Genomic DNA, 11,760 nt, shown 5'->3' with positions numbered 1-11,760 from the left:
TTAGTGAAGGGTCTTCTTAGGGTTTTTATCGGCTGGTTCTTTACCTAGCTCAGCAAAACATAAAAGCGCAGAAACACGCACATACTCAATCACTTCGTGCAGTGCTTGGCTGTCTTCTTCGGTCTCTTCAAACATGGTGTCTAGGCGGGTAATTTCACTAAAATCGCTGATCACTTCTTTCACATCAGCAGATAACTTGCCGTAATCTTTTTGTTTTAAACCAAAACCAAGCATAAAACCCGATACCCAAGATACTAAGCCATTGGCTAAATCGATCAGTGTTTCGTCGTCGCTTGGTAAGAATAGGTCAAACTGAAATTCTTCATCGCTAAAGCTGGCAACAACCTGAGAATATACATCAGCAAAAAATGCTTTTAAATCTTTATTGAAGGCTAAGCCATCATTGAATACATCGCTTAATAAACCTAAGTATTCGTCGGCTTCGATATTGATGCCACAGGCTAATAAACCACTGATCACACCATGGGCTTCTGCTGGTGCGACAAAAATTTCATTCTTTTCTAATAACAATTGGGCTTGTTGGTAATCAGGTAACGTGCTCATAACTTTTTCTTTGTTCGGCTAAGTAACGCCATGCTACCACTCGATAAATCGCAACTCCAATTAATTGTATGATTGAGGTCAAAAAGCAATCTGAAAAGTAAATAAGCAGTTAAAGGTGGGGAAAAACTACGCGAACGATCCGCTTTTTTTACTTCTATGGTTTAAGGATTGAAACTTGTCTTATATACTGAAGTTGTTCCCTAGGGTGCAGGAGCTTGGTTAAGTCCCTGAGCCGATAAATTTTATGTTAGGGTTTCTGTTCGTTTACTATTGTGCAAGCTCGGCATGTACCGAGAAGCCTACGGTAGACCGCAGATCCCCGCCCTGAAACCTCAAGGTTTCAGGACTGACACCGGGCACCGCATACTTGGGGAACACCATCAAACTATCAGCTATCAGCTATCAGCTATCAGCTATCAGCTATCGAAAATCTTCCATGTAGTTTTTCTTTTATACAAGAGCTTATTATTCTTATTCGCGCGAAATAAATTTCACGCCTACGGTACTATTTAGTTTCAAGTTTCAAGTTTCAAGTTTCAAGTTTCAAGTTTCAAGTTTCAAGTTTCAAGTTTCAAGTTTCAAGTTTCAAGTTTCAAGTTTCAAGTTATCAATACTTTCCTTATATTTCCCTTTTACAAGAAATTTTAGTTTTCGGCGTTGAAACGCCTCCTACATCTCGGCAGTCGTTAACTTTACTCTTCCCCCTTGCTAACTTGTTTGTTTTTCTGATAGCTGAAAGCTGATAGCTCCTGTATGTTGGGTTTCGCTCTGCTCTAACCAACCTACGAGCTAATGAGTCAAGCACTGTAGGTCGTCATTTATGGCGACACATAATCGCTAACATTGACGGGCTAAAGCCCGACCTACGTCTTACCCGTTATTTAAGAAATATCGCGCGAAATAAATTTCACGCCTACAGTACCGGGTTTAGCCATAGCAATGTGCGGGCACAATCTAACTTTACTCTTTCCCCTTGCTAACTCGTTAACTTATTTGTTTTTCTGATAGCTGAGGGCTGAAAGCTGAAAGCTCCTGTGCGTTGGGTTTCACTTCACTCTACCCAACACACATGCTTTTAACCTATCGCCCCTACTTAAACCACCCTTGAAAACGCTCCATTAATAGATAATTAACTGGCACTAATAGCAAGGTGATAAGCGTTGCGAAGATAATCCCAAAACCAAGGCTTACTGCCATTGGAATAAGGAATTGTGCTTGCGTTGCTTTTTCAAATAACAGCGGCATTAAGCCAATAAAGGTGGTTAAACTGGTTAGCATAACAGGGCGAAAACGTGCCGCACCGGCAAGCTTAACGGTTTCAAGTAAATCACCGCCCTCTTCACGTTTCTTATTGATAAAATCAACCAGTACCAAAGAGTCATTCACTACAACACCTATCAGGGCTAACATGCCAAGTAAGCTCATAATGGTTAACTCCATGCCCATTACCCAGTGGCCCATTACCGCACCTATCATGCCAAACGGAATAACACTCATCACAATTAATGGCTGTAAGTATGATTTAAACGGTATCGCTAATAACGCATAAATAATAAAGAATACAAACACGAGGCCCCAAGCCAATGAACCAAATGACTCTCGCTGCTCTTTGGCTTCACCTTCGAGAGAGTAATCAACCCCTGGGTATTGCACCATGAGCTCATCTAAGTAGGTTTTTAAATCTGCTTGCAGTACCGTCATATTGGTATTTGATTTTTCAACATCGGCTGTCACATTCAACGTGCGATAGCGATCAATACGATAAATAGACGATGGACTTTGCCCCGGTACTAAGGTCGCCACATGCGACAATGGCACTGTGCCACCCGTTGGGGTTTTAATTAAAATATCGGTTAAATCAGCAACTGAGCGACGTTCTTCAATTGGCAAACGCACCATTACACGCACATCATCACGACCACGTTGAATACGTTGAACTTGCGCACCAAAGAAGGAATTACGCACTTGCTGTGATACATCAACACGGTTTAAACCAAGCGCTAAACCTTGCTCTGTTAGCTCAATTTGCAGCTCGTCTTTACCATCTGACATGCTATCAGCAATTTCGTACACAGTTGGGTAAGTTGCTAAACGCTCTTTTACCTTTTCTGCCACAGCTTCAAGGGTGTCGATTGAGCTGCCACTTAGCTGCACATCAATAGGATCTGAACTGCGACCAAATTCAGCACGGAAAGTCACACTCTCTGCGCCCGGTATAATACCAATAAGGTCACGCCATTCACTGGCAAGCTCTCGAGAGCCGATATCTGATTCACGTTTTTCGGCTGGTGTGATTTCAAAGCGCACACTACCTGTATTTGACGAACCACCACGGCCACCCGTGGTTGCCAAAATATTTAAAATCACGCTTTGACCATCTTCATCGCGATACTTGTCTTGTAATTCTTTTGCCTTGTCTGACATTTTAATGATGTACTTGTTGGTCACTTCAAACGGTGTTCCAGCAGGGAATGTTAGCTCTGCGCGAACGGTTTCACTTGGTATACGTGGGAAGAATATAAACTTCGTCCAACCGCTGGTGATCAGGGTCAAAATGATGAAGAAAACCCCTACGAACAAGCTGACAGTTGCTAATTTATTCTTTAGTGCAACATTTAGTAGCGGCTGATAGTACTTCATAATGGCGTGTTCAAAGCCATCGGCAAAACGCTGCTGAAACTGCTGCAGTTTTGACGGATTACTTTTTTCACTTCGTAGTTTTAAGTACTTTAAGTGAGCCGGCAGAACAAATTTAGACTCTATTAAAGAGAACAGTAATACCGGAATAACGACAACAGGAATTTGCGCAAATAAGGCACCACGGTTACCTTCGATAAAGGCTAATGGTAAAAATGCAGCAACCGTTGTAAGTACACCAAAGGTAACGGGTGTCGCAACTTCTTGCGTACCACGAATAGCAGCTTGCTCACCACTTTCGGCTGTTTTTAGGTGGGTGTAGACATTTTCACCGGTCACAATGGCATCATCAACAACAATACCAAGTACCAAAATAAAACCAAATAAACTCATTACATTAAGCGTAATACCAAAAATTGGCATTGCTAAAAACGCGCCCATGAATGACACAGGGATACCAATAAACACCCAAAACGCAATGGCAGGACGCAAGAACAAGGTAAGTAATGCAAGAACTAAAATACCACCTTGAATAGCATTGGTTGTCAGTGTAGCAATACGGCTTTTCACGATTTCAGAGTCGTCATCCCAAAAGCTTAACTCAAACCCTTCAGGTAGCTGGCTTTGATGCTCGGTAATGTAATTTTTTACCGCATCAGCAACTTCAATCGCACTTTGCGGACCAATACGGTACACATCAATAAACGCCGCTTGCTTACCATTGAATCGCGTGCGAACTGGGGTTTCTTCGAAGTCATCAGTAATACGAGCAATGTCACCTAGGCGAATAATGGTACCATCAGCTTGGTACTTCACCACAACTTGGGCAAACTCATCTTTACGATAGGCTTGGCCTTTTGAGCGAATGAGTACATCACCCCCTTGTGTTTTTAAGTTACCTGCAGAAACATCGGTACTTGAATTACTAATTGCTGAAGAAATGTCCGATAAGCGTAAATCATATTGGCGTAATGTATCTTGGCTTACTTCAATAGCAATTTCGTAATCACGCACCCCACTTAGCTCTACCTGAGTGATTTCTGGCAAGCGTAATAAGTCATCACGTACCTGCTCGGCGTATTCTAAAGTTTCTTTTTCGCCGTATTCACTCGACACGGTTACCGCTATTACTTCACGAGTGCGCTGTGCAAGGGCTACAACTGGTTTTTCGGCATCAACCGGAAAAGTGTTAATGGCATCAACCCGGCTTTTTATATCGGCTAATAGCTCCCGTGGGTCATAGCCGGTATCTACTTCAATTGATACCGAGGCAGAGCCTTCTGATGAGCGGCTAGTAATACGCTTGATCCCTTCGAGATCTTGCACCGCTTCTTCAATACGGATAGCGACACCTTTTTCAACATCTTCAGGTGTTGAGCCACGTAAGGTCACGCTAACACTGATACGGTCTGCTTCAAATGAAGGGAACACTTCGAGTGGTATTTGCGTCGAAACGCTAAATAGCCCCGCTAATAAAATGCTGATCAGCAATAAGTTTGCTGCAACATGATTCTTTGTAAACCAAGCGATCATTATTGCGCTCCTTGCTCTTTAGGCGGCTCTTGATTGCTTGGGCGCTGTGCTTTACCACGCGTAGCTTGATATGCTTCACTACCCATAACGGTAACTTGTGTACCTGAGCTAACTTGTCCAAGCGGAGTAATCACTAAGTGTTCTCCTGCTGATAAGCCTTCGGCAACCATAGCTTGAGTCGCGTTTTGCCAAGCCAGTGAGATGTTTTTACGACGTAATACACCTTGCTCTTCAATATAAACGTACGTGCCTTGGTAAATTGCGCTGTTTGGGATCACAATGGCATTTTCAACCGCTTTGCCGGTAATTTGCGCTTTGATGTACTGACCAATTTTAATTGGATACTGATTCGCAGAAGTGGCTTTGTAAGGGTCATTAATTTGTGCAACCACGTAAAGCTGCTGCGCGCTTTCATCAATGGCCCCTTCGGTGCGAATAACTTGACCTTGCCATTGCTGTTTACCAACAAGATCTGAGCTAAATTTAACGAGTGAACCTGCGCTATTTTTAGCACCATCACGAAATTGTTCTGGTAAGTTAATGAACGGCAGATCTTTATTTTTGATTGGTAAGCGAATTTCAACACGGTCAATCGCATAAATGCTGGCAAGTTCCATGTTATTACTCACCACTTGGCCTAAATCTACGCTGCGGCTTAAAACTCGCCCCGCGTATGGAGCAGTTATTTTTGTACGCTCTAAATCAAGTTTGGCTTTTTCAAGCGTCGCTTGGGCAGACAATACACTTGCCTCGGCTGCTGCAAGTTGTGGCTTACGCAATACCAGGCTACTTGCTTGTTCACCCTTGCCTAAGCGCTCCCAATCAGTAATAGCTTGACGACCACGAGCTTGCTCTTCAAGTAGGCTTTGCTCAGCGGTTAATAAAGCCGCTTGCGCTGATTTTACTTCGGCGCGGTGATCTCGATCATCTAGTTGCAACAACACATCGCCTTTTTCGAAAAAGCCACCTTCACGAAATTGCTCACTAATTTCGATAATTTGCCCTGAAGCCTGCGCGACTAGCATACTTTGCGTACGTGGCTTTACGGTGCCAAAACTATCAATCATCACCTGATAGGTTTCTGGTGTTAAGGTCTTAACTGCCACATTTACTTTTGCTTTTGGAGGTGAAGAAAAACGGTTTGCTTGAGGCGGGTTGCCTTTAATAAACATGACAAGCAGTACCGTCACAACAATTACTACCAATGGAATTAAAATTTTACGTGTCTTGCTATTCATGATTATTGCTCTGCTACTTCGCTGTTTGCTTCACTAAAATCACCACCAAGGGCAATATGTAAGTTGATTCTATTAATAATTAACTGGTTTTTAATTTCGATTACCGAGCTTTGCGCATTGAACGAACGGTCTTGTGCATCGAGTACCGTGGTGTAGGTAACCAAGCCACTTTGATATTGTTCAAACGCTAATGCCTCTGCGGTAATGGCATTTTCTTGCGCTTCTAAGGTTTTTTCGTAGCGTACTTTAAGCGCTTGCTCTTGACTGATGGCTGTTTCAACATCGTTAAACGCATCATAAAGTGTGGCAAGATACGCCTGTTCTTGGCGCTTAACGCTTAGCCTTGCTTGTTCTTCATTGGCTTTTAAGCGACCCCCTTCAAAAAGCGGCATCGAAATACTACCAATCAGCGACCACGCTAAGCTTGATGGCGAAAATAAGTCGCTCACTCTATCTGTGCTATCACTCATTGATGCAGAAAGATTTAAGCTCGGAAAACGCTGTTTATGCGCATAAGCAAGACCAGCATCGGTGCTAAGTAATTGATACCAGCTTGCCATTAACTCAGGTTTGCGAGTAATAAGCTCTGAAGGTAAACCAAGTGGAATAGCACTATCGAGTAGAGGTAAATCTGCACTAACGCTTAACGCGCCAGTTGGGTATTGGCCTGTTAAACGCTCTAAATCGCGAATCGATTTAGTTAACGTTGCTTGCTGCGCTGCAATGTTCGAGCGCTCGGTATTTAGCTCATTACGAGCAAGATAAACATCAAGTGCTTCATTTAAACCTTGGCGATAACCTGACTCAATAATATCTAAATTTTTCTCAGCGTTTTGCTCACGCTGCTTATATAGCTCAAGTAATTTGTGGTTCGTAATAACATCAAACCAACCCGCTACCACATCAGCGACTAATTGTTGTTTGCTTTGTGCAAAGGTGGCTTTTTCAGCTAGGTATTCAAGGTTTGCTTGTCGTTCTGAGGCCGATAATTTACCCCATAAATCAACTTCGTAGCTTAATTCTAATGATGCAGAACTAGCGTTGTTATAACTAACAGGGCGGTTATCTTTACTACGGCTGGCACGTGTTGATAAATCAAGGCTTGGCCATAAATCAGCCCCAGCAGCAATAAGCTGCTGCTCTTTAATCGCGACATCATAGCCCGCTTGTAAAATCGCTTGGTTATGGGCTAATGCTTGCTCAACTAAAGTAAAAACTTGAGGGTCGTGTAATTGCTGCAACCAGTTATCTTCAACAGCAAGCGCCTTGTCGCCAGAAGGGAGTTGCTGCCATGCACTTGGTACAGTATCAAGCTCAGCAACTCGTTCATTGTGAGTCGGCTTGCTCGCACATGCACTTAGCAAAATTACACTTAAAGCCAATAAACTCGGCTTATATTGCCAATTCATTCTAAAAACCTGAAAAACATCTATTTATGAGTGTAATTCAAGCACCACGTTAAGTTTTGCTCAACTGACTTTACATAACATTACACTGCCTTACATTTGGGGACGATGAACGGTAGGGAAATGGAGGTAAGTTGCAAACTATCAGCTATCAGCTATCAGCTATCAGCTATCAGCTATCAGCTATCAGCTATCAGCTATCGAAAATCTTCCATGTAGTTATTCTCTTATACAAGAACTTATTATTCTTATTCGCGCGAAATAAATTTCACGCCTACGGTACCGGGTTTAGCCATAGCAATGTGCGGGCACAATCTAACTTTACTCTTTCCCCTTGCTAACTCGCTAACTTATGTATTTAAAACCTGAAAGCTGATAGCTCTTATGTTCATCGCGCGAAATAAACTTCACATCTACAGGATGTAAAATCGTGATTTGGAGGGACAGAAACAAAAAAGCCTCGCGATTGCGAGGCTTTGAATCAATGGTGCCCAGAGGCGGAATCGAACCACCGACACGAGGATTTTCAATCCTCTGCTCTACCGACTGAGCTATCTGGGCAATATTTAGTTTTATGCAGAATATCAACAAGGATTTTCAATGCAATTCCCGATGGCTCTACCGACTGAGCTATCTGGGCAAAATAAATGGTGCCGACTATCCGAGTTGAACGGATGACCTACTGATTACAAGTCAGTTGCTCTACCAACTGAGCTAAGTCGGCACACTAAACCTGTGTGCGTTTAGCACTTAATCACATTGTGATTATAAATAATGGTGCCCAGAGGCGGAATCGAACCACCGACACGAGGATTTTCAATCCTCTGCTCTACCGACTGAGCTATCTGGGCATTTTAAACTTTCGTTTAAGAATAAATGGTGCCGACTATCCGAGTTGAACGGATGACCTACTGATTACAAGTCAGTTGCTCTACCAACTGAGCTAAGTCGGCACACTAAAATCGCGTGCGTTGTGCACTATAATCACTTTAAAAGAGATTATCAAATAATGGTGCCCAGAGGCGGAATCGAACCACCGACACGAGGATTTTCAATCCTCTGCTCTACCGACTGAGCTATCTGGGCATTTTAAACTTTCGTTTAAAAATAAATGGTGCCGACTATCCGAGTTGAACGGATGACCTACTGATTACAAGTCAGTTGCTCTACCAACTGAGCTAAGTCGGCACACTAAATCTGTGTGCTATGCACGATACTGATGTTTAAAGCATAAATTAAACACCAATATATTAAATAATGGTGCCCAGAGGCGGAATCGAACCACCGACACGAGGATTTTCAATCCTCTGCTCTACCGACTGAGCTATCTGGGCGTGCGGCGTATTAAACGGGTTTTGCCTTCTCAAGTCAACTTTTTTTTGAGGATTCTAACTGTTTGCACAGTTTTCAATCAAGATTGCTGTTTTTAATAGTTTTTAGCTTATTTAATCTACAAACTTTGTGCTTTTTGGTTGACCCTCATCATAAAAGGGTTACCTATGTTAAAAACGTGGTGAATTTTTCTTCATAGATGGTAGGATTGTCCAATAATCAAGAATATGCTTAATGATGCTGTATAATTTGTTGGACTAAAGCCATGCCAAGTAAATCAAATTCACCTGTAAAAGGCCTACTACCGCTTTTTATAATCACGAATCTTGTCATCACCCTACTTGCGGTTGTTGCTTACTCTTTTTATCCAACAAGTGAAGTAACTCAGCAAGATAGCAAACCAACTATCACAGCGCAGCAATTATCAAATCAGCTTTCAGCACCTCTAATCAGCGCATTAACTATGCCTGGCCAAGATAAAGTAAAAGAGGTTCTCGATTTAAGTCACCTGCTTAATGATGGCTTTGATTACTATTTATATCGATATGAATTCAACGGCGATGTATCGCTTGTATACGCCAGTAATAAGAAGCTAATCGAAGCCAGTAAAGTTAATCAAAAGCTAGAACAAAACACCCTTATTCATACGGTGTTAGAGTTTAATGATCAACCAGTTGGTGAACTAGTTATAAAGCAACACCCGATTGCTGAACCCATTGCGCAGTCTGCAGGTCTTGCATATGGTTTAGCCGCATTGACTTTAGTAGCACTGGCTATTTTATCTTTTGCCTTAAGTATCTTTATTAATAAGCGTTTTACTAAAAGTAGTGAGTCATTAAGCAGTGAGTTAATGGCCATCACAGACAATGCTGACTACCAAGCCCAAGTAAATGAAAACCTAGATTTTGGTTTGGATTCAGTAGCAAAAAATATCAATTTATTACTTAATAAAGTTCAATCAGCAATAACAGAAAACAAAGCTGCTCAGGCAGATTTACAGAAACTACAAAGTGGTCTAGAAAACGAAGTACAAAACCGTACTCTAGCTCTTGAGCAAGCAACTCTCAAAGCCGAACAGGCAAACGAGACCAAAACGACTTTCTTGGCAACCATGAGCCATGAAATTCGCACCCCTATGAATGGGGTTATCGGTACCATTGACTTACTTCGCCAAACTGAGCTTGATGGTGCGCAGCACAGATTAAGTACAATTATTCGTGATTCTGCATTTTCTTTATTAGGCATATTAGATGACATTCTCGATTTCTCGAAAATCGAAGCAGGTAAACTGAATATCGATAATATTCCTTTCTCAGTGTCAGACACCATTGAAGAAGTCGCTCGTGTTTTATCATCGGTGGCCAAAAAGCGTGACCTTGAATTAGAGCTGGCAATTGCGCCAGATATCCCTACAAATTTGATTGGTGATACGGTGCGTGTTCGCCAAGTACTTTATAACCTATGCAGTAATGCAATTAAGTTCACTAGTACTGATGATAAACATAAAGGCCACGTTAAAATCTCGGTAGAGGTGGCTCAAAACACCACTGATCACTACACCCTGCGTTTTAGCGTATTAGACAACGGCAAGGGTATGACGCAAGCACAGCTTCGCGAAATCTTTAACCCATTCATTCAAGCTGAAGGCTCAATCACCCGTGAATACGGTGGTACTGGTTTAGGCTTATCGATTTGTAAAAGCTTAACTGAGCTAATGCTAGGTACCATCTCTGTAACAAGTGATTTAGGTATTGGTAGTGAGTTTGTTGTCGAGTTACCTTTTAGTACACAAGGTAAAGTTGAATATGCTCACAAGCAGGTTATGAAAGACCAACGTGTTGTAGTTGTAACCAATCATGATGGCCGAAAAAAACTACTTACTCGTTATCTATCATTTATGGGGGCAACACCTGTTATTGCTGATAGCAGCGACAAAATCGAAGCTGAACAAGATAAAAAAGATATTATTTGGATCCTCGATGGTATCGAAACCATGGAAGATATTAACTATATCTTACGTCGCTTGCTATACACCTTAGAAGACAATAAACAGCAAGTAATTGTGTTAAGTAAACTAGATGAAGCCGCTGTTAATCATAAAAATATCTTCTATCTAAATGCTGCACCGCTGTGTAAGTCTAACTTTATGATGTCGCTACTAGTGGCTGCAGGTTTACATAAGCCAAAACAAATTGCTTCGGCTAAGTCATTTAACGACTATTTAAGTGTTGATAAAGCCCGCGAAGAGAACAAACTTGTATTGCTTGTTGAAGACAACGTATTAAATCAGCAAGTGTTAACTGATCAGCTCCATCTATTAGGTTATGGTGTTGAAGTAGCTGAAAATGGTGAAAAAGGCCTTGAAGTATGGCGTGAAGGTAAACACTCAATTATCTTGACCGATTTACACATGCCGAAAATGTCAGGCTACGATATGGTTGAAAAAATTCGTCATGAAGCATCGCAGCTTGAAGATATTAACGCGCAACCTTATGTGATTGCTATCACCGCCAATGCCCTTAAGGGCGAAAAAGAACGCTGTTTAAGCATAGGGATGAATGATTACATCACCAAGCCTGTTGAGCTAAATGTGCTCGAGGCCACTTTGCACAAATGTGCATACAAAACGAACCCTGAAGCCACTAAACTTGAAGTTAAAAGACCCACAGCCCCTATTGATATGGCGATGCTTGCTAACTATGTAAACAATGATGAAGCAAAGAAACTACGCTTTTTCAAAATGTATTTAGAGCAAAGTAATCAACTTAGTAAAGAAATCAACAGTGGTGTTATTGAGCAAGACTTAGAGAAAATAATTTCAGCCTGTCATCAGCTCAAGTCAATCTCAAAAACGATTGGTGCAATGAAAGTTGCAGAACTAGCAGCGGTATTTGAACAACGCTGCAAAGAAGATGAACTGTTAAGCGATGATTTAATTGAACTGCGCGATAGTTATGAAATTGAATACTCCAAAGTAGCTCAATTCTTAAAAGAGCAAATACAAAGAGCTGAGCAAGAAGCAACACATTAAAAAAGGGCCTATTGGCCCT

General features: G+C 41.8%; 5 protein-coding genes, 7 tRNA genes and 1 other RNA gene. 2 read left to right on the top strand and 11 right to left on the bottom strand.

The features are described from left to right. Positions 1–564 (bottom strand): UPF0149 family protein, encoded by a 564-nt coding sequence (locus AADY36_RS04290; protein WP_054551315.1) that lies wholly within the window; start codon positions 562–564, stop codon positions 1–3. Positions 565–758: 194 nt separating this feature from the next. On the opposite strand from AADY36_RS04290, the gene ssrS reads away from it, so the two are divergent. After that, a non-coding RNA gene (gene ssrS, locus AADY36_RS04285) (6S RNA) lies at positions 759–942 on the top strand. Positions 943–1,653: 711 nt separating this feature from the next. On the opposite strand, the gene AADY36_RS04280 is transcribed toward ssrS, so the two are convergent. The 10 genes from AADY36_RS04280 to AADY36_RS04235 all read right to left on the bottom strand — a co-directional run bounded on the left by AADY36_RS04280 (position 1,654) and on the right by AADY36_RS04235 (position 8,712). Continuing rightward, positions 1,654–4,734, bottom strand: a complete 3,081-nt coding sequence (locus AADY36_RS04280) for an efflux RND transporter permease subunit (RefSeq protein WP_342408546.1) — start codon at positions 4,732–4,734, stop codon at positions 1,654–1,656. Further along, positions 4,734–5,972 carry an efflux RND transporter periplasmic adaptor subunit gene (locus tag AADY36_RS04275; RefSeq protein ID WP_055022381.1) on the bottom strand — a complete coding sequence of 413 codons (1,239 nt, stop codon included), beginning with the start codon at positions 5,970–5,972 and terminating at the stop codon, positions 4,734–4,736. The genes AADY36_RS04280 and AADY36_RS04275 overlap by 1 nt, the downstream gene beginning before the upstream one ends. 2 nt (positions 5,973–5,974) lie before the next feature. Further along, entirely contained in the window at positions 5,975–7,381 is a 1,407-nt protein-coding gene (locus tag AADY36_RS04270) for a TolC family protein (RefSeq protein ID WP_055022382.1), read from the bottom strand. Between the two features lie 482 nt (positions 7,382–7,863). Further along, positions 7,864–7,939: transfer RNA gene (locus AADY36_RS04265), tRNA-Phe, on the bottom strand. An 87-nt stretch (positions 7,940–8,026) separates the two neighbouring features. After that, positions 8,027–8,102, bottom strand: a tRNA-Thr gene (locus AADY36_RS04260). A gap of 51 nt (positions 8,103–8,153) precedes the next feature. Continuing rightward, positions 8,154–8,229 (bottom strand) — tRNA-Phe (locus AADY36_RS04255). Positions 8,230–8,255: 26 nt separating this feature from the next. Then, positions 8,256–8,331 (bottom strand) — tRNA-Thr (locus tag AADY36_RS04250). 57 nt (positions 8,332–8,388) lie between these two features. After that, positions 8,389–8,464 (bottom strand) — tRNA-Phe (locus tag AADY36_RS04245). Positions 8,465–8,490: 26 nt separating this feature from the next. Next, positions 8,491–8,566 (bottom strand) — tRNA-Thr (locus AADY36_RS04240). A gap of 70 nt (positions 8,567–8,636) precedes the next feature. Continuing rightward, positions 8,637–8,712: transfer RNA gene (locus tag AADY36_RS04235), tRNA-Phe, on the bottom strand. A 263-nt stretch (positions 8,713–8,975) separates the two neighbouring features. On the opposite strand from AADY36_RS04235, the gene AADY36_RS04230 reads away from it, so the two are divergent. Then, a complete protein-coding gene (locus tag AADY36_RS04230) occupies positions 8,976–11,741 on the top strand; it encodes an ATP-binding protein (RefSeq protein WP_342408545.1) in 2,766 nt (921 codons plus the stop codon). Positions 11,742–11,760 lie beyond the last annotated feature (19 nt).

Source organism: Pseudoalteromonas sp. D15MCD-2, assembly GCF_038562745.1.
In the GTDB taxonomy this organism is placed as follows: Bacteria; Pseudomonadota; Gammaproteobacteria; order Enterobacterales; family Alteromonadaceae; genus Pseudoalteromonas.
This window is presented reverse-complemented; position numbering and strand designations above follow the sequence as displayed.